Here is a 26,471-nt window from a genome sequence, read left to right as displayed (position 1 = left end):
TCGCGGGGGACCCGCGCGTTCATTGACACTGCCGCGATCGGCGTTTACAATGACAGGAGTTCCCCGAAAGAGAAGCCTTCACCCAATTTGCGGCCCGACCGGCGGCACACCCCCAGTGCAGCTGGACAGAGGCAGGCGCTTCCGGTTTCCCAGTCCGGCGGCGGTGAGGAGGTCCCGATCATGGAAGACGTCGTGAACCGGTTGGCACGCGAGCTGGCCGACGCGATTGCTGCCGCCGCGAGTGACGATCCCCGTGTTGAAGCGTGCCGGGAAAAAGCACGCGCCGCCGGCTACGAGATGAAAGTCACGCTCGAAGCCGTCGTCGGGTTCGTGAATCGTCCTGCGACGAACGCTCTCGCCAAAGTCGGGGTCCCCGCCAAGGCCGCGCCGCAGAAGCGGCCGATGGAGATGAGCGCCAACGACCGCCGCTTCCTGCGTTCGTTGCGGATTGCCGCAGACGAGACGACGCAGGAAGAGGTTGAATAGCGTCATATCTCTCTCAAGTCCCTGCCCGTCATCTCACGCGGCAGGGACACCTCCAACAACCCTAACATCGTCGGCGCGACGTCCCGCAGCCACCCGCCTTCGCGCAGCGTGATGCCGCGAGCGGCCTCGTCCACGAGAATCAACGGCACCGGGTTCGACGTGTGCGCCGTGTGCGGCGACTTCAGCTCGTCGTCCCACATCTGCTCGGCGTTGCCGTGATCGGCCGTGACGATCGCGACGCCTCCGGCCCTCTGCAATGACGTGAGGATCCTGCCGAGGCAGGTGTCGAGCGTCTCGACCGCCTTGATCGTGGCGGCGAGATCGCCCGTGTGGCCGACCATGTCCGCGTTGGCGAAGTTGCAGATGACGACGTCGTGGGCGCGGGAGTCGATGTCGGCGACGAGCGCGTCGGCGATGCCCGGCGCGCTCATCTCCGGCTTGAGATCGTAGGTCGCCACCTTCTGGGAGGGGATCAGGAGGCGATTCTCGCGCGAATACGGGCGCTCCTCGCCGCAGTTGAAGAAGTAGGTCACGTGCGCGTACTTCTCCGTTTCGGCGAGCCGCAGATTCGCGAGGTTCGCGGCCACGAGCGCCTCGGCGAAGTTCCCGGTGAAGCTCTGGGGCGGGAACGCGACCGGCAGGCGGTACGTCTGGTCGTATTCGGTCATCGTCGTGTAGCGCGAGACCTTCGGGTGCGCGGCGCGCGCGAAGCCGTCGAAGTCGTCGAACGCGATCGCGCGCGTGAGCTGCCGCGCGCGGTCCGCGCGGAAGTTGAAGAAGATGACCGCGTCCCCGTCGCCGAGCACGCCCACCGGCTGGCCCTGCGCATCGGTGACGACCGATGGCCGGACGAACTCGTCCGTGACGTTGGCCGCGTAGGAGCGTTCGACGATCCCGATCGCCGATGTGTCCCTGGTGGCGGCCCGTCCAAGCGTGATGGCGTCGTACGCGAGCTGGGTGCGATCCCACCGCTTGTCGCGGTCCATCGCGTAGTAGCGCCCGCTGACGGTCGCGATGCGCCCCGCGCCAGCCTCCGCCAGCGCCGCCTCGAGCCGCGGAATGTAGCGCGCCGCGCCGGTGGGGGAGGTGTCGCGCCCGTCCGTGATGACGTGCACGAACGCGCGCGTCACTCCCTGCCGCCGTGCAAGCTCGATGAGCGCGTGCAGGTGGTTCTGGTGGCTGTGAACGCCGCCATCGGAGACGAGGCCGATCAGGTGCAGCGCGTGCCGCCCGTCGGTGGCGGGCGCCATGCCGTCGATGAGCGCCTGGTTGCCGGCGAAATCGCCGTCGTGAATGCTCCTGTCTATTCGCGTCAGGTCCTGGTAGACCACGCGGCCCGCGCCCATGTTCATGTGGCCGACCTCGGAATTCCCCATCTGGCCGGCGGGAAGCCCGACCGCCTCGCCCGAGGCCACGAGCGAGACGTGCGGGTAGCGCGCGAGGAGATCGCGATAGACCGGCGTCCGTGCCAGCGCGATCGCGTTGTGATCGCGCGACTCGCGCAGGCCGAACCCGTCAAGGACGATGAGGACGAGGGGAAGACGTCGTGGCATTTCAGGTGAGTGGTCCGATTGCGGCCTTGCCCGCGTACCTGGCTTCGCTCCCCAGCGCCTCCTCGATCCGCAGGAGCTGGTTGTACTTCGCCACGCGGTCGGAGCGGCTGGCCGACCCGGTCTTGATCTGGCCGGCCGCGGTCCCGACGGCGAGATCGGCGATCGTCGTGTCTTCCGTCTCGCCGCTTCGATGTGAAATGACGGCGGTGTACTTCGACTCGCGCGCCATCGCGATCGCGTCGAGCGTCTCGGTGACCGTGCCGATCTGATTCAGCTTGATCAGAATCGAGTTTCCGATGCCGCGATCGATCCCGCGCCTGAAGATCTCCGGGTTGGTGACGAAAATGTCGTCCCCGACCAGCTGCACGCGGGATCCGAGCGCGCCGGTCAGGTTCTTCCAGCCGTCCCAGTCCTGCTCGGCGAGGCCATCCTCGATCGAGATGATGGGGTACTGGCGCACCCAGTCCTGGTAGCGCGCGATCATCTCGTCGGCGCTCTTCGGCGCATCGCCCGACTTCTTGAAGAAGTACGTACCGGGCCTGTCCTCGTCCCAGAACTCGCTCGCGGCGACGTCGAGCGCAATCCACACCTGCTCGCCAGCCCTGTAGCCGGCCTGGCGGATCGCCTCGAGCACCACCTCCACCGCCTCGCGGTTCGACGAGAGGCTGGGCGCGAATCCTCCCTCGTCTCCCACGCCCGTGGCGAGCCCCCTTTTCTTCAGGATGCCGCGCAGCGAGTGAAACACCTCGACGCCGGCGCGCAGGGCCTCGGCAAACGTGGGGAGCCCGGCCGGCACCACCATGAACTCCTGGAAGTCCACGTTGCTGTCGGCGTGGGCCCCGCCGTTCAGGATGTTCATCATCGGGACCGGGAGCACGCCGCCGCGCGTGCCTGCGAGCTTCGCCAGGTGCGCGTGCAGCGGCACGCCTGCGGCGCGGGCCATCGCGTGCGCCAGTGCCATCGACACGCCGAGCATGGCGTTGGCGCCGAGCCTGGCCTTGTTCGGCGTGGCGTCGAGCGTCCGCAGGAAATCGTCAACGGCGCGCTGGTCGGCGTTTCGCGCGTGCAGCGCCTTCGCGATCTCGTGGTTGACGTGGCTGACGGCCTTGCGCACGCCCTTGCCGAAGTACCGCGACTTTTCGCCGTCGCGCAGCTCCAGCGCCTCGCGCGTGCCGGTGGACGCGCCGGACGGCACCGCCGCGCGGCCGGACGAACCCCCTTCCAGCGTGAGCTCGACTTCGACGGTTGGATTGCCGCGGGAGTCGAGCACCTCGCGCCCCTTGATCCGGTCGATCTTCACCGCGCCTCCGTCATCGGCCCTCCGCGCCGCGGCGGTCCGCTTCCGCCTCGACGCGCAGCGCCTCCTCTGAAATGTCGCCGATGAACGGCTCGTCCTCGCGCGTGACGATGACGACGCCCTTCTCCGTCACAGTATGCCGGCGGCGATCTTCTTCGTGGTCGAACCCGATCAGTGCGCCACGCGGAATGAAGACGTCACGATCGATGATCGCCCGGCGGATCCGCGCGTGCCGGCCGACGCGCACCCCGGGCATGAGGATGCTCTGCTCGATGCGGCAGAAGCTGTGGACCCGTACGTTGGGGCACAGCACGCAACCCGCGACCTGGCTCCCCGAGATGATGCAGCCGGCCGAGATCACCGAATCGAGCGCCTGCCCGCTGCGGTTGCCGTGGTCCGCGAAGACGAACTTCGCCGGCGGTGCCTGGCCCTGGTAGGTCCGCAGCGGCCACTCCGGGTCGTACAGGTTGAACTCCGGGCTCACCTGGCACAGGTCCATGTTCGCTTCGAAGTAGGCGTCGAGCGTGCCGATGTCGCGCCAGTACTTCGCGGCCTTCTTGTTCTCGTCATAGAAGCGATACGAGGACACCGGCACCCGGCCGATGAGCGACGGGATGATGTCCTTGCCGAAATCGTGCGAGGTCTGCCGTCCCGCGTCTTCCTCCAGCGCGCGCGTCAGCACGTCGATCTCGAAGATGTAGATCCCCATCGACGCCAGGACGTCTTCCCCTTCCGGCAGAACGTCGGGCCGGGGCTTCTCGAGAAAGCCCGTGACCCGATCCTGCGCGTCCACCTGGACGATGCCGAAGCGCGACGCCTCCTCGCGCGCCACCTCGATCGTCGCGATGGTCACCGACGCGTTCTGCTCCTGGTGGTAGCGGAGCATCTTCGCGTAGTCCATCTTGTAGACGTGGTCGCCGGCCAGCACGATGACGTGCCGCGGCGCCTCGCGCTCGATGGAGTACAGGTTCTGGTACACCGCGTCCGCCGTGCCGAGGTACCAGTGCTCGTGCACCCGCTTCTGCGGGTGCAGGATCTCGATGAACTCGCCGAGCTCTTCGGCCACCACGCTCCATCCCATCCTGATGTGGCGGCTGAGGGAGAGCGACTTGTACTGCATCGCGATGAAGATCCGACGCAGACCGGAGTTGATGCAGTTGCTCAGCGTGAAGTCGATGATCCGGTACGGCCCGCCGAAATACACCGCCGGCTTCGCGCGCTCCTTCGTCAGCGGAGAGAGGCGCTCGCCGACGCCCCCCGCGAGCACGATGACAATGGTGTCGTCCAGCATGATTCGGCAGGAGCGCCCAGCGTATGCCCGAACGCTCCCTCACTTTCTCAGTATCACGCGCGCCGGCGCGCCGTCAGCGCCCTCGACCAGAAGCGGCAGACAAATGAGCTCGTACCGTCCCGGCGCCACGTGGGCAAGATTGAGCCCCTCGATGATGATGACGCCCGCGCCGAGCAGCGCGTGGTGCACCGGCGCGCCCGGCAATTTGAACCGTTCCACGGAAAGATAGTCGATCCCGACGACGCGCACACCACGTGTCACCAGCCACTCGGCGGCGTCTGGCGTGAGGTGCACGAACTCCTGCGAGAACGGGCGCCCGTCCCACAGGATAGCGTTGCGGGTTTTCAGCAGCACTCGTGGAAGCGGGGTCACGCCCGCAACGCGCGCCAGGAGCGCGGCCGTCACCCCCTGGCCCGGCGCTGCCTCGCCCATGTCGAGGACCTCGCAAGGCCCGACCAGGTCACACAGCCGCAACTCGTCCGCTCCGGCACCGTCAGGGAGGAAGTGTCGAGGTGCGTCCACGTGCGTCGCGGTATGCGTGCCCAGTGACAGTCGGGACAGGTTGGATGAGCCCCCCGCGGCGATGCGTCTGACCGGCTCGATCACCACCGGCGGGTTTCCCGGCCATGTGGGTACGCGCGAGGAAATTGGGACGGAAATATCAATGAATGGCATGGCAGGGCGGGTCCGAACCGCGGATAATATCATGGTATGATTCTCGATTAATCTCACGAAACGTTCACGGAGTCATCGATGTTTTCATCTCGTATCCGGCGGTCGGCAGCGGTCCTGACGGTGGGGATCGCGCTGCCCGTGTTCGCATTCGCTCAGGGCAAGAACGACAAGAACCAGAAGAAGCAGGATGAGGCCAAGCGGGCGCAGTACCTTGCGATGTCGCGCAGCGTGGACGCCGCCATGGCGCAGCCATCCGCGGACTCCGGCATCACGTGGTCCAACGACCTCTCGTTGAAGGCGCAGGAGAACCGGACGTACGTGCCCTTCACCGTTTCGATTGACCCGTCGAAGCTGAACGAGGGCCCCGCGGTCGCCTACATCCGTGTGGCGACGCGTGGCGCCGCCGCGCCGGCGCAGCCCGGCGAAAAGGCGAAGGACCAGGACAAGGCGGCGGCGCCGCCAATCTATCCGTTCGAGGACCTGCAGCCGGTGGAGCTCAAGGCCGCCGGGGCCGGGCAGCCTTACTCGGTGAGCCGCGCGTTCGCCGTGCCGGCCGGCGACTATGACGTCTATGTCGCCGTCGCCGAGCAGGTGGGCAAGCCGTCGAAGGACAAGGCCGCCATCGGCCGCACGGCCGTTCTCAAGCAGCCGATCACCGTTCCGCAGTACTGGGGCACCGAGCTGACCACGAGCCCGGTCATCCTCGCCGAGAAGATCGACCAGCTCTCCGCGCCGCTGTCCCCTGAAGAGCAGATGGCGCGTCCGTACGTGCTCGGCGGCATGGAGATTCTGCCGGCCGCCGACAAGAGCTTCACGAAGAAGGAAGAGCTCTCGCTTATTTTCCTGATCTACAACGCGCAGGTGAACGAGACGGGCAAGCCGGACCTCGAGGTCGAGTATCGCTTCAACCAGAAGACCGGCGAGACGGAGAAATTCTTCAACCGCACCCAGCCGCAGTTGTTCAACGCGACGACGCTGCCGCCGCAGTTCGACGTGCGGGCCGGGCACCAGGTGGTGGGCGGGCAGACGATCCCGCTTGCAAGTTTCCCTGAGGGTGAATACCGGCTGGAGATCAAGATCAACGACAAGCTCGGCAGCAAGACGATCACGCGCGACGTGACGTTCATCGTCGCGCCCTGAGGGGCCGGCGAGCGCGGCCGATCTTGGTCCTCCGCGCATTCACAGAGTCGGGGGAGGACGTATGACACGCCTGAACGGGCTGCTCACGACCGCCGTGCTCGTTGGCTGCGCGGCGCCGGCTGCACACGCGCAGCCCGCGTCCGCGCCCGTGCAGGAGGCGGTCGTCCAGGTCGCGCGCGCCGGCCAGGGAAGCCTCCACGGAATCGTCAACGACGACCACGGAGCCGCCATCGCGGGGGCCACCGTCTCGGCCATCGGCGAGACGATGGTCTTCGCGGTCACCGATCGCAAGGGCCGGTTCGGCTTCAACAGCCTGCCGGCCGGCCGCTATCTCCTCCGCGCGCATCGCGCGGGATTCTCGCTGCCCGAGAAAGAATACGTCCACGTGCGCCCGATCGCGCGGATTGTGAGGACGCTCGAGTTGAGGCGCGCAGAATCGATCGCGACGGCGGGGACCGAGCCGCACATCCTCGCGGCAGGACTCGCCGGCGAGGCGCCCGGTACGCCGGTCGACCCGGCCGGCGAGCCGGCCGTCGTGGATTCCCCGCACCCGCACACGGAAGCCGCCTGGCGGCTGCGCCACGCCCGGCGCAGCGTGTTGAAGGATGCTTCCGATGTCGTGACGCTCGGCGAAGATGGGGCCGGCGATTTCAGCCGGGGCGCCCCCGCCTTCGCGTCGCTCTTCGCGGCGTTGCCGTTCTCCGGCGAAATCAACCTGCTGACGACCAGCGCATTCGATCGCTCATCCGGCCTTCTCGCCGGCGGCCTGCCGCGCGGCGTCACGTACGTGCAGCTCGGCGGCGGCGATGCGGACAGCGCCGGATGGACGGTGCAGGCCGCGGTCAGCCAGGGGGATGTGTCGTCCTGGATCGTGGCCGGCTCGTTCGCCGCGCGCGGCCCGCGTGCGCACGCCTTCGACATGGGCGTGTCGTACGGCGCGCAGGAATACCAGGGAGGCAATCCCGCGGCGCTGGCCGTGCGGTCGGACGGCAGCCGCCGCGTCGGCGCGGCCTACGCGTACGACAACTGGGCGATCTCGCCGTACGTGCATCTGGCCTACGGCGCACGGCTCGCGCGGTACGACTACGTGAGCCGCGACGACCTGTGGAGCCCGCGCGTGGCGCTCGCGGTGAACGTCGCGCGCAACACGCACGTGCGCGCCGCCGTCTCGCAGCGGTTCCGCGCGCCGGGAGCGGAGGAATTGCTCCCGTCGCAGACAGGCGGACCGTGGCTCCCGCCCGAGCGCACGTTCTCGCCGCTGCCCGGCGAGGACTTCCGCGCCGAGCGCATCCATGCGATCGAACTGACGCTCGAGCGTGAGTTCCAGAGCGGCGTGGTCGCGGTGCGGCGCTTCTTCGAGTCCGTTGACGACCAGCTGGTCACCATCTTCGGCGCGTCGAGCAGGCCCGGCGAGCGCACGGACGTTGGACACTATCTGGTCGGCAGCGTCGGCGCGGTCGATTCGGACGGGTGGGGCGTGAAGTTGAGCACGCCCGCGTCGAAGCGCTTCCGCGGCGCCGTTGACTACTCGCTCACGCGCGCGCGTTGGACGTCGCCGGATACAATCGTGCTCGAGCGCATCGCGCCCGTCGCGTTGCGTCCCGAGCGCGAAGACGTGCACGACATCGCGACGTCGGTCGAGGCGGACATCTCGGAAACCGCCACGCGCGTCTTTTTCTTCTACCGCGTCAGCACCGGTTACGCCGAAGACGAATTGAGCGCGCTCGGCGCGAGATTCGATCTGCAGGTGCGGCAGGCACTCCCGTTCATGCCGTTCCGCGGCAGCGAGTGGCAGGTGTTGGTCGGCATCCGCGACCTGTTCCGCGACCCGCTCGATGGCGCCTCGTCCACCTATGACGAGCTGCTCGTCATCCGGCCGCCCAAGCGTGTCATAGGCGGCGTGCAGGTGAAGTTCTAAAATTTGAATCCGCCGTTCCGTCCCGTTGAATGGCGCACAATTTTGTGAGCGCTTTTCGCAGGATAATTGTCTATTTTTCAGCCGTTTAGCTCGTGACCAGTCCCGCCGGCCGGGGTATGCCTCTTGCTTCGTTCTCCACGGTTCACGTGGACACTTCTCAGAGCCGTCGCGGATTGCTTCTCTGGCGCGTGGTGCTGCCGGTCGGCATTGCTGCGGTCCTCGCGTCGCTTGGCGCGGCGAACATCGCCGTCCGCACGACGTGGCACGAGGTCGAGGACGGCGTGCTCTGGGCGCTGTCGGGCAGCGATGTCGTCGCGCGCGCCGTGGCGCCCGATTCGCCCGCGACCGCTTCCGGCATCGAGCCCGGCGATACGCTGCTGGCGATCGACGGCCGGCCGATCGAATCGGTCAACGACGTGGTGCAGGCGATGCACCGCGGGCGCGAAGGGGACGGCCTGACCTACACCATCTTCCACGCCGGCACCGAGCGCGTGGCCGACGTGGTGCTGGCCCCGGTCCCTGAAGGGGACCCGCTGCTGTATTACCTGCTCGCCGGCGTGGCGATGTTCACGCTGTTTGTGGGCACGTCGGTGCGGCTCCGCCGCCCGTCCGACCAGGCGACGCTGCACTTCTTCTGGCTGACGGTGGCGTTCTACGGCGTGCTCGCGTTTTCGTTCAGCGGCCGTCTCGACACGCTCGACCGGATCTTCTATTGGGGCGACGCGGTGTCGATGCTGCTCCTCCCGCCGCTCTTCGTTCACTTCGCGCTCGTGTTCCCCGAGCGCCCGACTGCGTGGGTGCGCACCGATACCGGCCGGACCCTCCTGCCGCTCCTGTACCTGCCGGCGTTCGCCCTCGGCGGCCTTCGCGTGACAGCGCTGGCACGCGAGAACGGGGCGTCGCTGTCGACCACGATCGAGTGGCTCGACAGGCTCGAGCTGGTGTATCTCGCCGTCTGTCTGAGCGCGGGACTTGCCGTGATGGTGCGCGCGCTGGCGCGCGTGCGGTCGGTCACCGCACGACGGCAGCTGCGCTGGATCGTGTGGGGCACGTCGCTCGGCACGGTGCCGTTCGTGTTCGGGTACGTCGTGCCGTTCGTCCTTGGCATGCGCCCCCCTGCGGCCGTGGAGCTGACGGCGCTGCTCGTCGGCGTGGTGCCGCTCGCCTTCGCCTCGGCGATTGTCCGCTACCGGTTGATGGACGTCGAGGTGATTATCAAGCGCAGCCTCGTGTATGCGGCCGCCGTGGCGGCGATTGCGGCGATTTACGCCATGCTGCTGCGCTTCGCGGGAGAAGTCTTCCTCGACGGCCGCGACGAGCACAACACGGTCATCGCCCTGCTGGCGACGCTCGTCGTCGTGCTCCTGGCCAATCCGGTGAAGAACGCCATCCAGATGGCGCTCGACCGCGTGTACTACCGGGATCGGTACGATTACCGCCGCGCGCTCGTCGGATTCGCGCGAGAGCTGAACAGCGATCTCGACCTCCAGCGGCTCAGCGAGCGCCTCGTGCAGCGCGTCGTCGAAACCCTCGTCGTCGACCGGATGGCGCTGATGCTGGCGCCTCCCGACGGAAGCGAGCGGACGCCGCATGCGTTCGGCGTGATCGCCGCGGCCGGTTTCGACCCCGACGAGCGGCCGCATCTGGCACGGCAGTCCGAGATCGCGTCGCGGCTGCTCGCCGGCCAGGCGGTGTCCCTCGAGGACGCGTTCACGGCGCGGCGGTACTCGCCGGACGAAGTGGCCGCGTGGAAGGACAGCGGCGTGCACTACTTCGTGCCCTGCGTCTCGAAGGAAGGCACGATTGCCGTCATGGCGCTCGGCCGGCGCGCCAGCGGCGAGCCGCTGAGCAGCGAGGACATGGCGCTGCTCGCTGCCGTCGCCGCGCAGGCCGCCACCGCCCTGGAGAACGCGCGGCTGTACCGCCAGCTGCGTGTCAAGGCGGACGAGGTCGATCGGATGCGCCAGTTCAGCGACAGCATCCTGGAGTCGCTGAGCGACGGCCTCGCCGTCGTCGACCTGGAGGACCGCGTCCTTCGCTGGAACACGCCGCTCGAGCAGTTGTTCGGCCTCGCGCGCGCGGACGCCGTGGGCCGGCCGCTCGATGCGATCTTCGAGCCGTCGTTCGTCGAGTCGCTGCGCGCCGCGCGGCGCGAGTCGCCGGCGGGGGCCCTGTTGTACCGCGTGCCGCTGGCGAGCGCGCACGCCGATGGGCCGCGCCGTCTCCTGGTGAACGTGGCCGCGGCGCCGCTCAGGACGCCCGCCGGAGACACGGCGGGCACGATCGTCATCATCGAGGACATCACCTCGCGCGTGCAGCTCGAAGAGCAGCTGCAGATATCCGAGAAGATGGCGTCGATCGGGCTGCTCGCGGCCGGCGTGGCGCACGAAGTGAATACACCGCTCACCGGGATCTCGAGCTACACGCAGATGCTGCTCGACCGTGCGGACCCGGACGACCCCCGCACGAAGCTGCTGGAGAAGATCGAGCGCCAGACCTTCCGCGCCGCCAAGATCGTCAATGGCCTGCTCAACCTCGCGCGCCCGGCGCAGGTGGAGACCGGGCCGGTGGACGTCAACGCGGTCATCAACGACGTGCTGGCGCTGCTCGACCACCAGTTGCGCAACGCGAAGATCCAGGTCAGGAAGGAACTCTGCACGGCGACCCCGATCGTGGACGGGATCGAATACAAGCTCCAGCAGGTCTTCCTGAACCTGTTCCTGAACGCGAGGGACGCCATGCCGCGCGGCGGGTGGTTGTCGGTCATCTCGCGCCGCGAGCATGGCACGGCGCTCATCGAGGTCTCCGACACCGGGCTGGGGATTCCGGTGGAGCACCTGTCTCGCATTTACGACCCGTTCTTCACCACCAAAGCCATCGGCAAGGGCACCGGATTGGGGCTTTCGATCACGTACGGTATCGTTCAGGAACACGGCGGTACAATGACGTGTGAAAGCGCCGAGGGGCAGGGCACCAGGTTCGCCCTGTCGCTGCCACTGGCGGCAACCCGCGCGGAGCAGGCCGCCAAGAGCTAGCGCGCCGCCTGCGAAGGCGGCGCCGGCACTCACGGGAATCATGCAGTCCAACAAGGGCACCATCCTCGTCGTCGACGACGAGGAAATCATGCGGGAAATCCTCGACGCGCTGCTGACGCGCGAGGGATATGCGGTGAAGGTGGCTTCCACCGCCGCCGAGGGGCTCGATCTCGCCCGCACCGTGCCTGTCGACGCGGTCCTGATGGACGTCATGCTCCCGGACGGCAACGGGCTCGACGCGCTCGAGGAACTCAAGCGCATAGACGAGGACCTGCCGGTCCTGATGATCACGGCGTTCGCATCGGTGGATAGCGCCGTCACCGCGATGCGGCGCGGCGCGCTCGACTACCTGCCAAAGCCCTTCAAGAACGACGAAGTACTCGCGAAGCTGCGGATCGCGATCGAGCGCCGCCAGCTGGTCACCGAGAACAAGACGCTGCGGCAGAGCCTGCAGGCGAGCCAGGCGAAATTCGGCGGCATCATCGGCCGCAGCTCGCGGATGAAGCAGGTCTTCGACCTGATCATCCAGGCGGCTCCCAGCCGCACGACGATCCTGATCCAGGGGGAGAGCGGCACCGGCAAGGAGCTCGTGGCGCGGGCGTTTCACACGCACTCGACGCGCGCCGACCGTGCGTTCATCACCGTCAACTCCGGCAACCTGCCGCCCGATCTCCTGGAGTCCAACCTCTTTGGCCACGTGAAAGGGGCGTTCACCGGCGCCATCTATCCGAAAAAGGGGCTGTTCGAGCTGGCCGACAAAGGCACGATTTTCTTCGACGAGATCGGCAACATCCCGCTCGAGACGCAGGCGAAGCTGCTGCGCGTGATCCAGGAGCGCGAGTTCATGCGCCTGGGCGGCGTCGAAACGATCCGCGTCGACGTCCGTATCATCGCCGCGACGAACGTGGACCTTCGCCGGATGGTCGAGGAGGGGCGCTTCCGCGAGGATCTCTTCTATCGCCTGCACGTCATTACCGTGCCGCTGCCGCCGCTCAGGGAGCGCAAGGAAGACATCCCGCTGCTGACGCAGCACTTTCTCGCGAAGTACGGCGAGGAAAACAACCGGCAGGATCTCGAGCTGGCGCCCGACGCGCTGGACCTGCTGATGGACTACGACTGGCCGGGAAACGTGCGCGAGCTCGAGAACGTCGTCGAGCGCGCCGTCGTGCTCTCGTCAGGATCCCGGATCGACGCGTCGCTCGTGCCCGATCACGTGAAGTCCACGCGACGTTTCCAGGTGCCAAAGTTCGTGCTGCCACCGGAGGGGATTTCGTTCCGCGACGTCATCAACGACTTCGAGAAGCGGCTGATCGAGTCCACGCTGGAGGCGGCCGGAGGGGTGCAGAAGCGCGCCGCCGAGCTGCTGCACATCAAGCCGACCACGCTCAACGAGATGATCAAGCGGCACGACATCCGGTCGAGGAGGCCGCGGAGGGGCGTCACCGACGAGGAGGCCGCCGAGCTGTCGGCAGAGGCCGCGGGAGAATAAGGGGGACAGTCACACTTTCCCGGGCCGCTGCTTCGGAAAGTGTGACTGTCCCCCTTATTTTCCCGCGGCCCGCACTTTCGCGAACACCCGCTCGTACTTCTGCATGACGATGTCCCACCGGTAGTTGCGGCGGACGTACTCGCGGCCGTTGCGTCCCATCGCCAGGCGCAGCTTCTCGTCGCCCATCAGGAGCCGCAGGCACTCGACGAACTCGTCGCGGTCGGCATAGTACAGCCCCGCGTTGCTCTGGCGGCAGTGATCCACCAGCACGTCGCTGCGCGCGTTGGCCAGCACCGGGGTGCCGGCGGCGAAGGCCTCGAGCGCGATGATTGACAGGCTCTCGAAGGGAGAGGGCACCACGACCACCGTGGCGGCCTCGACGGCGTGCGAGCGCTCCTGGTCGGGTAGCTGGCCGGCGAAGCGGATGAACGGCTCATCCGGGATGGGCATCATCTTCACGCCCATGAGCACGAGCGATCCTTCGCCTCCCTCTTTCACGTAGCTGCTGAAGTACTCGACCAGCTCTTCACAGCCCTTGCCCGCGTCGATCCGGCCGCCGTAGAGCGCGAACGGCCCGTGCAGCCGATGCCGCCGCCGGAACGTTTCCCCCTTGTGCGCGAGGTGGTTGCGGAAGGTGGGGGACTCCTCATCGTGCACGTGGTCCCGCTCCGGGTCCTCGCTCACCTCGACCTCGACGCGTCCCTCCTCCTCCGATGCCAGGGGCGCGGGCTCCGTCTCCTCGCTGCTCCGCGGGATGTCGACGCCGATCCCCACGACCTCCTCGGCGAGCGCCCGCAGGCGGAAGTTGGCGCGCACGAACCGGCGCTCCGCGTCCGTGTTGTACACGAGGCCGGCCGGGAGGCTGAAGACCTCCTGGAAGATGTCGAGGCGGATTGCCGGCTCGTCGTGCGCCGTCGGGACGAGCACGCTGCGCGCGGGATCGATCTTCAGACCGAGCACGGTCGGCGCGTAGAGGTACGTGTAAAAGACCAGCACGTCGAACGACGCGTGCTGGCGCTGGAGATACTCGACGAGCGCGGGGGACCACGGGCCCTGCTGCTTCAACCACTCGATCTCGTCCTGCCGCGTGTGCGGGTTGGCGTAGATCCAGTCGGAGTACCGATTGAACTCCTCGAGGTCGCGGGTGTGCGCCGTGGCGAAACGGCGCACCGTCACCCCGCGGACACGGTCCGGGCCCTCGGGGTATTCGTTCTTCCAGGTGATGTAATCGCGCGCGCAGGTGGTCAGCACCTCGACCGGGTGGCGCGCTGCGAGTCGCTCGGCCACGAGCCGGCACAGGTACTCGGACCCGCCGAGGACCTCCGTGCCGTACCGCTGAATCACGAACCCGATCTTCATAATGGATAACCACAAAGACCACCAAGAGCACGAAGAGGTACACAAGGATCCTCGCGGGCTCCTTTGTGTTCCTGGTGGTCTTCGTGGTTCATATCGTACCCAGCCACTTGTCCAGCTCGCGCACGGTGCGCTCGTCGCCGAAGTCGTTCACGCGCCGGCGCTGGCCGGCGAGTACCTGCTCCCGCACGCCTTCGTCGAACACCAGCGACCCGAGCAGCTCCGCTCCGAACTCGAGGTCCTTGGGAAAGAACTCAATGCCCGCCCCGCCCAGGGTGTCGGTCACGGCCGTGGACGAGTAGGCGAGGATCGGCACGCCGGCCGCCATGGCCTCCAGCAGCGGCACGCAGAAGCCCTCGTGCTCGCTCAGCGAGACGTACGCATCCGCCATCCGGTAATAGGTGGCCAGGTCCTCATCCGGGACGGGGCCCGTGAAGAGGAACCGTTCCGGCAGCATCCTGTACCGCTCGATGAGGGCGCGGACCATGGCATAGTACCGCGGCACGCCGTCGTAGCGGCCCACGAAGATGAACCGGCACTCCGCGTCGACGTAGCGCTTGTAGTGCTCCGCAAGGCGGACGTGATCCTCGATCTTCTTGTTGGGTGCGATGCGTCCGACGTAGAGGATGTTGGTCAGCCGATCGTCCAGGATCTCTTCGAGCGCGGGGCGCGGCGGCGCGTCGGTGATGCGGCGCAGGTCGACCGCGATCGGCATGACTCCCGTCCGGGTGAACCCGAGCTGCTCCAACTCGCGCCGGTTGTACTCCGAGTCGCCGAGCGCGAGGTCCACCTTGCCCGCGAGCGCGGCGAGTTCCTGCCGCCCCAGCGCGGCCAGGCGGAAGAGCGCGGGTGCGTAGGGCGCAAAGAAATGCGCAGGGGTGATGTTGTGGTACTGCATCACCCGGACGCCCGGCACGCGGGCGAAGGCGCCGGTCATGGGCGACGGGAGCGCGAAGTGAAAGATCGTGATGTCGCCGCGCTGCGCCGCGACGTGAGGAAACGGCAGAACCTCGTCGCGCAGATCGTCGTCCACGGTCATCGCGAAGAGGTCGGACTGGTGCCCCCGCTGTCGCAGCATGTCCCTGACGCGACGGGCGCTGTCTCCGATCGCGTCGCCCCTGTGCGCCGCCGGCACCCACTGGTTGACGATCATCCCTCGTCGCCGGCCTCTGGCCCCTGGTACCCGGCCTCTGACCCCTGGTACCCCGCGGCCCCTGGCACCTCCGCCGGCAGCGCTTCGTACAACGCCGGCCGGACCTTCTTCAGGGCCTTCAGGCGCTCGTACGTATCCACCTGCTGCCAGAAGTCGAACGCGACCTCGCACGTGCGTTTCGGCGCCGCGAAGGCCCGCTCCACGTGCCCCATGAGCGTGCCGGCGAAGTCCTCGGCGAGCAGCCGTTCGAGCGCCCGCTCCTGCGAATCGAGCACCGCGTCGCGGACCTCCGTGTCGGAGAGAATGCCGTCCATCAGCGCGGCCACGGCTCGCGGATCCTTGTCCTCGAACAGCACGCCGCCGCCATGGAGCGTCCACGGCACGGCCGTCGCCGCGTAGGCGAGCACCGGCACTTCCTTGTAGAACGCCTCGATGAGCGGGACGCAGAAGCCCTCGTGCTCGCTGGCGCTGAGGAACAGGTCCGCCACGTCGTAGAAGGCCGCAAGCTCCTCGTTCGTGATGTGACCCGTCAGATACACGTCAGGCGTACCGAGCTGCGCGATCAGGTGGTACAGCTGCGTGCGATAGCTCTCGAAGCCGGTGGATGAGCCCACCAGCAGCAGCCGCGAGCGGCGGTTGCAGCGCGTGCGGTACGCGTGGAATATTCGCACGAGGTCGTCGAACCGCTTGTTCGGGATCACGCGCCCGACAAACAGGATGTTCGTCCAGTCATCATCGAACGCGCGCGCCACGAAGGCGTTCGGCTCCCCATCGAGGTGCGAGAAATCGGGGACCACGGGCAGGACGGCGGTCGGATCGAAGCCGAGCGCCTGGAGCTCCGCGCGATTGAACTCGGAGTCTCCCACGGCCAACTCGCACCGTCCGGCGTAACCCGCCAGCTCGCGGCGCCCGAGGAAGCAGCTCTCCGCCAGCTCCTTGTTGACGCCGGTGAAGTACTCCGGCGGCGTGATGTTGTGGTAGACGAGCATCATGCGCGCGGGCAGCGCGTAGGAAATCCGCGACGCCTTCGAGCCAATCGAAAAGTGATGAATGAGCAGGTCGTCCGTGCCGACCTGCGCCACCATCTCGCGATAGTCCCGCGTGAGGTGCTCGAGACGGGGGTGCGCCGTCTCCACGTAGATCTCGGACCGGAAGCCGCGCGCGCGCAGCACGCGCTGGATGCCCAGCACCTCGTGGCCGATGGCATCGCCGTAGCTGAGCGTCGCGAGCACCTGGTGAACGTTACGCATGGCGCTAGGCGCGGCGCGGCGCGTCGTTCTGTGCGGCGGCCGCCCGTTGCTGCCTGTCGACGACCGGCCCCGAGGGGATGCCGGCAAGCACGTCGCCGGCCGGCGGGAGCGCGCGCGCGCGGCGCGCCCACCAGCCGGGCAGCGGCTCCATGCGCGCGCCGTCCTTCTCGCGCGAGAGCCGGTCGAACATGTCGAGGTACTTGCGCTCGATCACCGGCCACGTGTAATGGCGCCGGAAATACTCGCGGCCGTTGCGTCCCAGCACGCCGTTCATCGGGCCGTTCGACTCGAGCGCGTACAGCGTCTCGACGAACTCGTCGTAGTTGTCGTAGTAAAGACCGGCATTGCTGCGCATGCACTGGCCGCGCAGGACGTCGCAGCGGCCGTTCGCCAGCACGGGCCGGCCGAGCGCCCATGCCTCGAGCGCCACCATCGAGAGGCTCTCGTACTGCGACGGCATGATGAGCGCGTCGGCTGCCCCGATCGCGTCGAACTTGTCCTCGTCGGGAAGGAAGCCAAGGTGGCGGATCCGCGGGTGCGCGGGGATCTTCATCACGGCGCTGCCGATGAGCACCAGCGAGAGCCCGCGCGGAAACTCCTGCACGTACCGCCGGAAATATTCGAACAGCTCGACGCACCCCTTGTTCTCGTCGACGCGGCCGACATACACGGCAAACGCGCCGCGCAGGTTGAACTTCTTGCGGAATCGCTGAGGGTTCGTGCGCTCCGGCACGTCGGAACCCACGCCCACGACGACGCCGGGGACGGATTGGTTGGCGGAGACGCGGTGGATCAGCGCGCGTTCCTCGTACGAGTTGTACATGATCCCGCGCACGCCGCGGAACAGCGGGCCGAAGATCCCGAGCGCGACGGCGGGGTCGCGCTCCGCCGTGGGGACGAGCACCGCCCTGGCAGGCACGGCCCGTGCGCCGTGATACGCGTGGTAATAGCGATAGCTGAAGAAGATGATGAAGTCGAAGCGCGCCGCGTCGCGACTGATCGCGGAGATGAGCGCGGGGCTGGCCGGCCCCTCGCTGTGAAGCCATGCCAGCTCGTCGGCCACCGAGTGTGCCTCGCCGAAGACGCGCTGCGACCGGCGGCCGAAATCGCGCGTGTCGCGCGGCCGCGACACGCGAAACCGCCGCACGCGGATGCCGTTCACGCGCTCCTCGCCGGCCGGCAACTCGTTCTTCCAGGTGACGTAATCACGCGCGCAGGTGGTGTAGACCTCCACCTCGGCGTGCCGGGACAGCCGCTCCGCGATGTAGCGCGCGTGCAGCTCGGCGCCGCCGTTGATGTCGGCGCCGTAGCGCTGAACGACAATCGCCAGCTTCACGGCTGATCGTCAGACCCGGCTGGATCGCCGGTGCTGTCCGAATGCCCGGCGTCGGCCGCGGCCTCGGCGGCATGCTCCGGCGCGCCGGTTTCGCCAGCATCGACCGTCGCCTCGCCGGCCGCGCCGGCAGCGCCCTGCCCGCCGCCGTGACGTCGGCGGCCGCGGCGCCGCCGTCGCCTGCGGCGCTCGCCCTCCTCGGGCGTCTGCGGGCCCCGTCCCTGCCGCGGGCGATCGCCCTCGACTCCTTCGCCGCCGCGGTCGGGCGCCGCCGCGCGTTCTCCGCCGTCGCGCGCCTGACGCGGCGGGCGCTCCTGCTGGAGCGCCGCAGGGCGGTACTGCACCGCGCCTTCGAGCGCCCGGGCCCGGCGCTCGTCGAAGTCGAGGCGGCCCGAGACCGATTCGACCTTCATCTTGAGGTTCTTGACCTCGATCCCCAGCCGCGTGACTTCGACGACCAGGTTGTGAATCAGCTCGTAATACAGCGTTTCGACCCGGCCGAGCGACTCGGCGGTGCGCTGATTGACCCCGGCCTGAACGTGCAGCGCCTCGGCGATCGGGTTGGGATTGAAGAACAGCTTGAGGACGGGCCGCAGCAGCCGGCGCATGAAGCGCAGCAGAGGGCGGTGCGTCTCGAAAATCGTGGTGTCCTCGAACGCGAAATTCGGCGCCGCGGGCTGCTGGCTCCTGACGGCGCGGAACTGTTCCAGCAGGTCGGATCGCACGCGCGTCGGGTCGAGAAACGTCTCGAGCTTCGCGGTGGCGAGCTGCCGTATCTCCTGCTCGGTGTAGTCGGCGCCGCGCTTCTCGCGGATCCGCGCGCGGATTTGGCGCATGATCTGCTCGACGTCGACGGCATCGGAGCGGATTGAGAACTCAGCCATAAGTGAACCTTGATCGAACCCTTACCTCGCCGCCCTGTGCTTCCGGGCGGCGAATTCCGGCGCTTCCCTGATGCACGTGCCCAGGATCCCGATCGATCGGCCGAGCGCGCGGGCGCCGGTGAGCTGCAGCTCCGCGCCGCCGCTCCCCACGTCCGGGTAGCCCTGCTCGTCGGCCGTGACGTGCTCCCAGTTGCGGAACAGCCGGCCCCACGGGCTCTCCAGCACCTCGTGCATCATGCGCCTTGCGTGGACGGGGTACCAGAAGCTGTCGTGATACACCACGCTCGCCAGGTACGCCCACGGGGCGAGCACCGTCTTGAGCGACCACTCGACCGGCTTACGCAAGGGTCCCCAGTAGATCCTGTGCTGCATGCGCGAGGCGAACGTCATCCTCTGGAACGGCCCGACGAAGCGCCAGTTCTCGTTTGCCGCCTCCAGGTCGCCGACGATGTCAATCTCGCGCGGGTCGCCGCACCCGAGGCCGAGGTCGTGCGCCGCGCGGATGTACTTGATCTGCATCGGGTCGAAGCCCATGAGCTTCGCCGCGACCGCGTCGATGGCCACCTGGTCGGCGCTCGCCAGCAGCACGTTCTTCACGTGCGGCACCATGCAGCGGGGCCCGGGCCCGTCACCGGCGAACGTGCCGTCCATCACCGCGAACACGCCGCGATGAACCTTCTTCTGGATCATGAGCAGGTCCACGAGCGTTTCGTGGATGACCGGATGCGTCCAGTGCCGCCGCTCGTTGAGCAGCCCCCCGAACGCGTTCTTCATCGCGCCGGTCGTCGTCGTGAACACGTGGGTCTTCACGGTGGGCAGGTGGATGATGTTCTCGCCGATGAACCGCCGCGGGATCATGAACCCGTCGGGGTACACCTGGTTCAACACGAGGAACTTGTTCGCGAGGTCCCCCACGGCGTCGCGGACGTTGATCCAGTCCTCCCCCTCGTAGATGTGCACGTTGCGCAGCCCGTGCGCCTGGATCACGTTGAGCTGCTTGTTTTCGCGCTCGCCGAGGTGGGCGTCAATCACGACCGTCCGGTTGTGGCAGCCGTGGATCAACTCGGGACGGTAGCCATCCCGCTTCATCGCCCGGATCACCCCCTCGAGCTGCCACGGCGTGGTCGAGCTGCCCGGGAAGAAGAAATGCCAGGAGATGTTGATCTTGAGCGCCGTGTCCGCATCCGGCGCGATGACCTCGCGGTAGCCGCCGAGGTTCATCGCGGGCCATAGATGATGGCCATCACGGTCAGCGCGCAGAGCGCGACGCAGATGAGCAGGGGGCGGTCGGTCAGCAGCAGATCCGACGGGCTTCCGCCCAGTTCCTTCCGGTGCACGAGATACAGGTACCGGAAGATTCCGTACAGCGGAAAGGGCACCGTGAGGCCCAGGAGGCCGGTCTGGAACTTCGCTTCCGTCTCGGGGCTGATGGTGTAGAACGCGTACGCCACCAGCGTGGAGGCGGTGACCACCGAAATCATCTGGTCGAGCAGATAGGGGCTGTACTCACCCAGTATCTGGCGATGGTCTGTCGCACCATCGGCAAGCAGCACGAGCTCGTGCCGGCGTTTGCTGAGCGCGAGAAACAGCGCCAGCAGCACCGTGACGACGAGCAGCCAGTGGCTGATCGGGACGGCGATGGCGACCGCGCCGGCGACGGCCCGCACGACGAAACCGCCCGCGATCGTGAGCACGTCGATGATCACGATCCGCTTCAGCGGGCCGGAATACAGGCTCTGGAGCGCGACGTAGCCGGCCGCGACGAGCGCGAACAGCGGCCCGAGCGCCAGCGACGCCGCCAACCCGCCGGCGGCGAGGAGAGCGGCGGCGTAGGCAGCGATCCGCACGGGCAGCGCGCCGGACGCAATCGGGCGCGCCGACTTGACGGGATGCCGCCGGTCGGCGTCGCGGTCGACAATGTCGTTGACCAGGTAGATGGCGCTGGAAAGAGCGCAAAAAATCACGAACGCGCCGCTGGAGCGGGCAACCGCCTCCGCGTCCAGCAGCCGCTGTCCGAAGATCAGCCCCGCGAAGACGATGAGGTTCTTCGTCCACTGGTGGGGCCGGAGGGAGACGAGCAGGTATGATGCGGCTGCCACGAATCAATCCGCCTCAATTCGCGGCAGCCACATTCGGATCAGCTGAAGCTGCGGATCGCGTCCTGTTCTGACTCGAAGGTTTCAAAGACGGTCAGAAGCTTGGTGATCGACAGCAGGTCGGTGATTCGCTTCGTGAGGTTCACGAGTTTCAGCTTTCCACCTTGGCGGCTGACGGTCGTATACGTGCGGACGATTTCGCCGAGGCCCGCGCTGTCGATGTAGGGCACGCCCTCGAGGTTCAACACGATCTGCTTCCGGTCCTGCTGCAGCAGGGAATTGATCTTGTCCTTCAGCAGTTCGTCCCCCTCGCCGAGCGTCATCTTGCCCTTGAGGTCGAGTACCGTCACGCTGTTGACGACTCGTTCCTCGATCTGCATGCCAGATACCCTCCAACCGAAAGAGGGGCCGCGACGCGTGACCCCCGACGTGTTGACTGACAGGAACTAGACGCCGCCCGCGCCCATGAACTTGCGCTGCTGGAAGCACTCGCGGCAGAACACCGGACGCCCCTGAGTGGGCCGGAACGGCACTGTCGTTTCCTTCCCGCAGGCCGAGCAACTGGTATGGGTCTCCACGCGCTCGCGCGCCATCGGCTGCCCCGAGGGGCCGGCCGATCCACGCGAGGCACGCTTGGCTTTGCACGCCTTGCACCGCTTCGGCTCGTTCTTGAAGTTCTTGTCGGCGAAAAAGTGCTGCTCGCCGGCCGTCCAGACGAACTCCGCGCCACAATCCACGCACCGCAGGGACTTGTCCTGGAACTCCATTGCTCGTCCGCCCTTTCGGCTACTCCGACTCGCGGCGCTGCTTCTTGCGGGTCCGCTTCCGCGCGAGTGCTTGCTTCGCGCGGCGCTTGTCTCCCGGCTTCAGATAGAAGGAGTGCTTCTTGATATCCTTGATGATATCTTCCTGCTGGACCTTCCGCTTGAAGCGGCGAAGCGCGCTTTCGATCGATTCGCCTTCCTGAATCTTGACTTCGGCCAAACTACGAACACCCCCTCACCGCCCGGTGTGGTCCCTGCGAGGACCCGGCATTGAACCCAGAATATGCTAGGCTACCACAGGTAAACGCGGATTCTATTGCAAGTACCCGCGCGCGCGTCAACGAAAAGTCTGGTGCGTGACAATCTGTGAACGTGCGGGGCTTTCTCCCCATAACCCTCTCATTCGACTGCGGATAACTCTGGCGTGAGAGTCCTCGTCATCGGCAGCGGCGCGCGCGAGCACGCGCTCGCCTGGAAACTCCGCTCGGATTCGACCGTCGCTGACGTTCTGGCCGTCCCCGGCAACCCCGGCATCGCCCGATGCGCGCGTCTGACGGCGGGCGATCCCGCCGACCCGGCCGCCATGCTGGCGCTCGCGCGCCGCGAGCACGTCGATCTCACCGTCGTCGGCCCCGAAGTGCCGCTCGAGCGCGGCATCGTGGACGCGTTCCGCGCCGCCGGGCACGCGATTGTGGGCCCCACGCGCTTCGCCGCTCAGCTCGAGACCAGCAAGGTCTTCGCGAAGGACTTCATGGCCCGGCATGGCGTGCCGACGGCCCGGTATCGAGTCTGCGGCTCGGCGGACGAAGCCCGCTCGGTCCTGCGCGGCGGGAGCTTCGGCTATCCGGTCGTGCTCAAGGCGGACGGCCTCGCGGCAGGCAAAGGGGTCGTCGTGGCCACCGGCGCCGCGATGGCGGAAGACGGCGTGCGCGGCGCGATGATCGATCGCCGGTTTGGTGAGGCCGGCGCGAGACTGGTCATCGAAGAGTTCATGGAGGGGACCGAAGCGTCGTTTTTCGTGCTGTGCGACGGACGCACGGCGCTGCCGCTCACCTCCGCGCAGGATCACAAGCGCGTGTTCGACGCCGACGAGGGGCCGAACACCGGCGGCATGGGAGCGTTCGCGCCGAGCCCGCTCGTCACCCCGCAGGTGGCGGCGCGCGTGATGGAGGAGATCGTCCGCCCGGTGCTCGAAGGCCTCGCGCGCGAGGGGCACGGCTACAGCGGATTTCTCTACGTCGGGCTGATGCTCACGCCCGCCGGTCCGCGCGTGGTCGAGTTCAACGTGCGGTTCGGCGACCCGGAGGCGCAGGTGGTGATCCCGATGATCGAAGGCGATCTCGCCCCGCTGCTGATGGCGTCGGCCGCCGGCGCGCTCGATGGCGCGGGCGTCCGATTCTCGCCCCACCCGCACGTGGGTGTCGTGCTCGCCTCCGGTGGATACCCCGGCACGTTCGAGAACGGAAAACCGATCGCCGGCGTCCGTGACGCAGAGCAGCTCGACGACGTGATCGTCTTCCATGCCGGGACGGCCCTGCGCGACGGCGCGCTCGTGACCGCAGGGGGCCGCGTGCTGACAATTGTCGGCCGCGGCGCGAGCTATGCGGACGCGATCGGCAGGGCCTACGAGGGTATCGGGAGGATCTCGTTTGGCGGCATGCACTATCGCCGAGACATCGGAAGGAAGGCGCTTGAATGGATGTCCTGATCCTGATGGGGTCCGATTCCGACGCTCCCGTCATGCAGGGAGCGGTGGACACGCTGACGGAGCTCGGCCTCACGTGCGAGATGACGGTGGCATCGGCGCACCGCTCGCCCGCGCGTGTGATGAAGCTGGTCGAGGAGGCGCCCGGCCGCGGCGTGAAGGTCTTCATCACGGCCGCGGGGGCCGCCGCACACCTCGCGGGGGTCGTCGCCGCGCACACGACGCTGCCGGTCATCGGCGTGCCGATCGCCTCATCTGACCTGAAGGGGCTCGACGCGCTGTTCTCGACCGTGCAGATGCCGCCGGGCGTGCCCGTCGCCACGGTTTCAATCGGCAAGCCCGGCGCGACCAACGCCGCGGTGCTCGCCGCGCAGATCGTCGCCGTCGCGGACCCACGCGTGGCGCAGGCGCTCAAAGACTACAAGAAGAAGCTCGCCGAGAAGGTGGAGAAGGCCGCGGAGCGGTTGTCGAAGCCACCGGTCTAAAGACCGGCGGCTACTGGCACGTGTAGCCGCCGCTGGCACGTGCAGCCGCCGCCCTTCGGGGCGGCGGTCGGCTCTAGGCCATCGCCGACGCCAGCGCCTGCCCAGGCGAGCGCTTTGCGCCGACCTCGGTGATGAGCTGCCCGCAGGCCGCGCGGATGTCGCGGCCGCGGCTCTTGCGGACGGAGACCGTCAAGCCCGCGTCCGCCAGGATCCTCGCAAAGGCGTTCACGCGCTCGTCCGACGGCCGCCGGAAGGGGATACCCGCCGCCTCGTTGAGCGGCAGCAGATTGATCTTCGAACGGATGCCGTGCATCAGCTTCACGAGCCGGCGCGCATCCTGGGGCGAATCGTTCACATCGGCGATCACCACGTACTCGAACGTGATGCGGTTCCGCTTCTTCAGCGGAAACTCGCGGCAGGCGTTCAGCAGATCGTCCAGGCCATACTTGCGGTTCACCGGCACGAGGCGATCGCGCGTGTCCTCGGTCGTCGCGTGCAGGGAGATCGCCAGGTTCGGCATCAGAGGCTCGTGCGCCAGCCGCTGCAGCGCCGGCAGCACGCCAACGGTGGACAGCGTCACGCGCCGCGGCGAGACCGACAGCCCGTGCGGGTCGTGCAGCATCCGCAGCGCCTTCATCGTCGCGTCGTAGTTGTGCAGCGGCTCGCCCATCCCCATCAGGACGATGTTGAACGGCTTCTCGAGCATGCCGAGCTCGCGCGCAAGAACCCGGACCTGGCCCGCGATCTCGCCGGCGGTGAGATGGCGATCGAGCCCCATCTTTCCGGTCAGGCAGAACGCGCACTTCATCGCGCAGCCGACCTGCGTCGACACGCAGAACGTGTTGGAGGGCGTGTCGGGTATGAACACCGACTCGATCTGCCGCCGATCGTCCAGCTCGAGCACGAACTTCGTCGTCCCGTCGCTTGACACCTCCCTGCGGAGCACGTGAGGCGTCGACACGCGGAAGTTGCGCGCGAGATCCTCGCGGAGCGCGACCGAAAGGTCGGTCATCCCCGCGAAATCCGTCACGCCGCGGCGATGCACCCAGCCGAAGAGCTGCCGCGCGTGAAACCGCGCCCGGCCCGTCGCCTCGAGCGCGTCCTCCAGTTCGCCGAGTTCCAGCTCCGCGATGTTCATGAGCCACCAGGAGGCGCCAAGCCCCTTCGATCCATTGTACGTATCGGTTGCTGCGGTTGCGAGGTCAGCAACCCGCGTGTTATGATCATCGCTCACGGCGGCGCTCTCGTAATCCCTTCTGTACCAATAAGTTCCGACGCTTCTAGTTCAGATGATCGTTCGTGAGGTTCTGGACCACGGTCTTCGTCTCATCACCGAGGCGATGCCGCACGTCCGGTCGGTCAGTATCGGTGTCTGGCTGACGCGCGGGTCGCGGCACGAAGCGGACTCGCGGGCGGGGATCGCGCATTTCGTCGAGCACATGCTCTTCAAGGGCACGGCGACGCGGACGGCCGAGGACATCGCGCAGGCGATCGATTCGATCGGCGGCCAGCTCGACGCGTTCACGGCGAAAGAGTACGCCAGCTACTACATCAAGGTCCTCGACGATCACCTGCCGCTCGCCATCGACCTGCTCTCGGACATCGTGCTGAACCCCGCCTTCCCCGCCGACGAGATCGAGCGCGAGAAGAAGGTGATCCTCGAAGAGTTCAAGATGGTCGAGGACACGCCGGACGACCTCGTCCACGAGGTGTTCACGCAGCATTTCTGGGAAGGGCATCCGCTGGGGCGCCCGATCCTCGGTACCCGGGAAGCGGTCGAAGGGCTGACGCAGGACGGCATCCGCGAGTACTTCCGCGGCGCGTACGTCGCGCCGAACATCGTCATTGCGGCGGCGGGAAACGTCGCGCACGAGCGCGTGCGCGACCTGGTGTCGCGGGCCTTCGGGCCGTTGCCGGCCTCGGGCGCGGCGGTGACGCAGAGCACGCCCACCGTGGTGCCGCACGTCGTCGTCCGGACCAAGGACATCGAGCAGAGCCATGTCTGTATCGGGACGCCGGGCTATCCGCAGCGGCACGACGACCGGTACGTGAGCTACATCCTGAACACGGTGCTCGGCGGCTCGATGAGCTCGCGGCTGTTCCAGAACATCCGCGAAAAGCGGGGCCTCGCCTACGCGGTGTTCAGCAGCTTGAGCGCGTACCTGGACGCCGGCGCGCTGACCATCTACGCCGGGTGCGGCGCCGACGAGGTCGACCAGGTGGTCGACCTCGTCGTCGAGGAATTGAGGGCGATGAAGAGCGCGCGCGTGCCGGAGGCGGAGCTGCGGCGGGCGAAGGATCACCTGAAGGGGAGCCTCATGCTGTCGCTCGAGAACACCGCAAGCCGCGTGTCGCACCTCGCGCGGCAGGAGATCTACTTCGACCGGTACTTCTCGATGGACGAGACGCTGGCCGGCATCGAGCAGGTGAGCGCTGCGGATCTGCAGCGCGTGGCCGGCGACCTGTTCGTGAACGGTCACGTGAGCGTCACGGTGCTCGGCCCCAGGGACGGATATGCGCTCACGCGCGAGAGGCTGGATCTGAGCTGAGGACGCGCCTGC

General features: G+C 67.5%; 23 protein-coding genes. 8 read left to right on the top strand and 15 right to left on the bottom strand.

Annotated elements, in window-relative coordinates; genetic code table 11:
• The first annotated feature begins 180 nt into the window (after nucleotides 1-180).
• A complete protein-coding gene (locus tag HYU53_07745) occupies nucleotides 181-486 on the top strand; it encodes a hypothetical protein (protein ID MBI2221087.1) in 306 nt (101 codons plus the stop codon).
• Nucleotides 487-488: 2 nt separating this feature from the next.
• Here the strand turns inward: HYU53_07745 and HYU53_07740 are convergent, their stop codons facing one another.
• Genes HYU53_07740 through HYU53_07725 form a run of 4 tightly spaced genes read right to left on the bottom strand, consistent with a single transcriptional unit; the run spans nucleotide 489 to nucleotide 5,359 of the window.
• The gene (locus HYU53_07740) at nucleotides 489-2,039 is read right to left on the bottom strand and encodes a 2,3-bisphosphoglycerate-independent phosphoglycerate mutase (protein ID MBI2221086.1); all 1,551 of its coding nucleotides are present in this window, start codon (nucleotides 2,037-2,039) and stop codon (nucleotides 489-491) included.
• Between the two features lies 1 nt (nucleotide 2,040).
• Nucleotides 2,041-3,339 carry a phosphopyruvate hydratase gene (gene eno / locus HYU53_07735; protein ID MBI2221085.1) on the bottom strand — a complete coding sequence of 433 codons (1,299 nt, stop codon included), beginning with the start codon at nucleotides 3,337-3,339 and terminating at the stop codon, nucleotides 2,041-2,043.
• Nucleotides 3,340-3,349: 10 nt separating this feature from the next.
• Nucleotides 3,350-4,624, bottom strand: a complete 1,275-nt coding sequence (gene glgC, locus HYU53_07730; GenBank protein MBI2221084.1) for a glucose-1-phosphate adenylyltransferase — start codon at nucleotides 4,622-4,624, stop codon at nucleotides 3,350-3,352.
• Between the two features lie 42 nt (nucleotides 4,625-4,666).
• Nucleotides 4,667-5,359: a cyclase family protein gene (locus HYU53_07725; protein MBI2221083.1), complete on the bottom strand. Its 693-nt coding sequence runs from the start codon at nucleotides 5,357-5,359 to the stop codon at nucleotides 4,667-4,669.
• 21 nt (nucleotides 5,360-5,380) lie between these two features.
• On the opposite strand from HYU53_07725, the gene HYU53_07720 reads away from it, so the two are divergent.
• The 4 genes from HYU53_07720 (at nucleotide 5,381) to HYU53_07705 (ending at nucleotide 12,884) form a co-directional block, all read left to right on the top strand.
• Nucleotides 5,381-6,442, top strand: a complete 1,062-nt coding sequence (locus HYU53_07720; protein ID MBI2221082.1) for a hypothetical protein — start codon at nucleotides 5,381-5,383, stop codon at nucleotides 6,440-6,442.
• A gap of 61 nt (nucleotides 6,443-6,503) precedes the next feature.
• A complete protein-coding gene (locus HYU53_07715) occupies nucleotides 6,504-8,360 on the top strand; it encodes a TonB-dependent receptor (protein MBI2221081.1) in 1,857 nt (618 codons plus the stop codon).
• A gap of 116 nt (nucleotides 8,361-8,476) precedes the next feature.
• The gene (locus tag HYU53_07710; GenBank protein MBI2221080.1) at nucleotides 8,477-11,395 is read left to right on the top strand and encodes a PAS domain S-box protein; all 2,919 of its coding nucleotides are present in this window, start codon (nucleotides 8,477-8,479) and stop codon (nucleotides 11,393-11,395) included.
• A 40-nt stretch (nucleotides 11,396-11,435) separates the two neighbouring features.
• Nucleotides 11,436-12,884: a sigma-54-dependent Fis family transcriptional regulator gene (locus HYU53_07705; GenBank protein MBI2221079.1), complete on the top strand. Its 1,449-nt coding sequence runs from the start codon at nucleotides 11,436-11,438 to the stop codon at nucleotides 12,882-12,884.
• Between the two features lie 54 nt (nucleotides 12,885-12,938).
• On the opposite strand, the gene HYU53_07700 is transcribed toward HYU53_07705, so the two are convergent.
• The 10 genes from HYU53_07700 to HYU53_07655 all read right to left on the bottom strand — a co-directional run bounded on the left by HYU53_07700 (nucleotide 12,939) and on the right by HYU53_07655 (nucleotide 21,940).
• A complete protein-coding gene (locus HYU53_07700; GenBank protein ID MBI2221078.1) occupies nucleotides 12,939-14,243 on the bottom strand; it encodes a glycosyltransferase family 4 protein in 1,305 nt (434 codons plus the stop codon).
• Nucleotides 14,244-14,331: 88 nt separating this feature from the next.
• Nucleotides 14,332-15,393 carry a glycosyltransferase family 4 protein gene (locus tag HYU53_07695; protein ID MBI2221077.1) on the bottom strand — a complete coding sequence of 354 codons (1,062 nt, stop codon included), beginning with the start codon at nucleotides 15,391-15,393 and terminating at the stop codon, nucleotides 14,332-14,334.
• Nucleotides 15,390-16,643, bottom strand: coding sequence for a glycosyltransferase family 4 protein (locus HYU53_07690; protein ID MBI2221076.1), 1,254 nt, complete (start codon nucleotides 16,641-16,643; stop codon nucleotides 15,390-15,392). Before HYU53_07690 ends, HYU53_07695 begins: the two co-directional genes overlap by 4 nt.
• A 4-nt stretch (nucleotides 16,644-16,647) precedes the next feature.
• On the bottom strand, nucleotides 16,648-17,979 hold the full coding sequence (locus HYU53_07685; protein ID MBI2221075.1) for a glycosyltransferase: 1,332 nt from the start codon (nucleotides 17,977-17,979) through the stop codon (nucleotides 16,648-16,650).
• Nucleotides 17,976-18,860 carry a hypothetical protein gene (locus HYU53_07680; GenBank protein MBI2221074.1) on the bottom strand — a complete coding sequence of 295 codons (885 nt, stop codon included), beginning with the start codon at nucleotides 18,858-18,860 and terminating at the stop codon, nucleotides 17,976-17,978. Before HYU53_07680 ends, HYU53_07685 begins: the two co-directional genes overlap by 4 nt.
• Nucleotides 18,861-18,881: 21 nt before the next feature.
• Entirely contained in the window at nucleotides 18,882-20,081 is a 1,200-nt protein-coding gene (locus HYU53_07675) for a DUF362 domain-containing protein (protein ID MBI2221073.1), read from the bottom strand.
• Entirely contained in the window at nucleotides 20,078-20,959 is an 882-nt protein-coding gene (locus tag HYU53_07670) for a decaprenyl-phosphate phosphoribosyltransferase (protein ID MBI2221072.1), read from the bottom strand. Before HYU53_07670 ends, HYU53_07675 begins: the two co-directional genes overlap by 4 nt.
• Before the next feature lie 38 nt (nucleotides 20,960-20,997).
• Entirely contained in the window at nucleotides 20,998-21,336 is a 339-nt protein-coding gene (locus tag HYU53_07665) for an STAS domain-containing protein (GenBank protein ID MBI2221071.1), read from the bottom strand.
• 66 nt (nucleotides 21,337-21,402) lie between these two features.
• On the bottom strand, nucleotides 21,403-21,723 hold the full coding sequence (locus HYU53_07660) for a zinc-ribbon domain containing protein (GenBank protein ID MBI2221070.1): 321 nt from the start codon (nucleotides 21,721-21,723) through the stop codon (nucleotides 21,403-21,405).
• A 19-nt stretch (nucleotides 21,724-21,742) separates the two neighbouring features.
• Complete coding sequence (locus tag HYU53_07655; protein ID MBI2221069.1) at nucleotides 21,743-21,940, bottom strand: 30S ribosomal protein S21; 198 nt, start codon at nucleotides 21,938-21,940, stop codon at nucleotides 21,743-21,745.
• 204 nt (nucleotides 21,941-22,144) lie between these two features.
• Between HYU53_07655 and purD the strand changes: the two genes are divergently transcribed.
• On the top strand, nucleotides 22,145-23,428 hold the full coding sequence (gene purD, locus HYU53_07650) for a phosphoribosylamine--glycine ligase (protein ID MBI2221068.1): 1,284 nt from the start codon (nucleotides 22,145-22,147) through the stop codon (nucleotides 23,426-23,428).
• Nucleotides 23,416-23,910 (top strand): 5-(carboxyamino)imidazole ribonucleotide mutase, encoded by a 495-nt coding sequence (gene purE, locus HYU53_07645; protein ID MBI2221067.1) that lies wholly within the window; start codon nucleotides 23,416-23,418, stop codon nucleotides 23,908-23,910. Before purD ends, purE begins: the two co-directional genes overlap by 13 nt.
• A gap of 73 nt (nucleotides 23,911-23,983) precedes the next feature.
• On the opposite strand, the gene rlmN is transcribed toward purE, so the two are convergent.
• Nucleotides 23,984-25,048, bottom strand: a complete 1,065-nt coding sequence (gene rlmN / locus HYU53_07640; GenBank protein ID MBI2221066.1) for a 23S rRNA (adenine(2503)-C(2))-methyltransferase RlmN — start codon at nucleotides 25,046-25,048, stop codon at nucleotides 23,984-23,986.
• Between the two features lie 151 nt (nucleotides 25,049-25,199).
• On the opposite strand from rlmN, the gene HYU53_07635 reads away from it, so the two are divergent.
• Complete coding sequence (locus tag HYU53_07635; GenBank protein MBI2221065.1) at nucleotides 25,200-26,459, top strand: insulinase family protein; 1,260 nt, start codon at nucleotides 25,200-25,202, stop codon at nucleotides 26,457-26,459.
• Nucleotides 26,460-26,471 lie beyond the last annotated feature (12 nt).

It is taken from the genome of Acidobacteriota bacterium (assembly GCA_016184105.1).
Taxonomy (GTDB): Bacteria; Acidobacteriota; Vicinamibacteria; order Vicinamibacterales; family 2-12-FULL-66-21; genus JACPDI01.
The sequence above is the reverse complement of the archived record's forward strand: the minus strand, read 5'-3'. Positions and strand labels throughout refer to the sequence as shown.